This is a genomic window from Treponema sp. R6D11, assembly GCF_054786075.1.
On record NZ_BDHD01001003.1, the window covers coordinates 1 to 415 of the forward strand.

General features: G+C 46.3%; 1 protein-coding gene. It reads right to left on the reverse strand.

Features of this window, described 5'->3' with window-relative positions; all coding sequences use genetic code 11:
- Positions 1-379, reverse strand: a 379-nt coding sequence (locus ACYVTD_RS17205; protein ID WP_461248857.1) for a class I tRNA ligase family protein, incomplete at its 3' end; no start/stop codon positions are given.
- Between the last annotated feature and the right edge of the window lie 36 nt (positions 380-415).

Here is a 415-nt window from a genome sequence, read left to right on the forward strand (position 1 = left end):
TTCCAGCAAGACCGATAGAGCCGGAGGGTCTGTTTGATGAACCGCCTGCGGCTTCAATTTGTAATTCGCCCGCACCCGCTAAAAGTTTTATAAGCCCTTCGTTTTCCCTAAACGGTTTTTCCAATTCCGCGCCAGAACGAATTAGCAGTCGAAGTTTTTTATCGGGCGTTATGCCGCATTCACTGCGTAAAGTACGTGCCATTCCAACCAACGATTGAAGAGCGGCGAAATTTTTCTCTTGCAAGGGAGCGTTGCGTTTTTCATCGTAGACAGGGTATTGGGCGTTTATAAGCAAAGTTTCCTGCCCTGTTTTATTTTGCGTTTTTGTTCCTGTAAGTCTGAAGTTTTCCGGTAATTTTTGGTAGATTTCTTCCGTCACAAAGGGCAGGAGAGGGTGGAGCAGGCGTAAAGATTG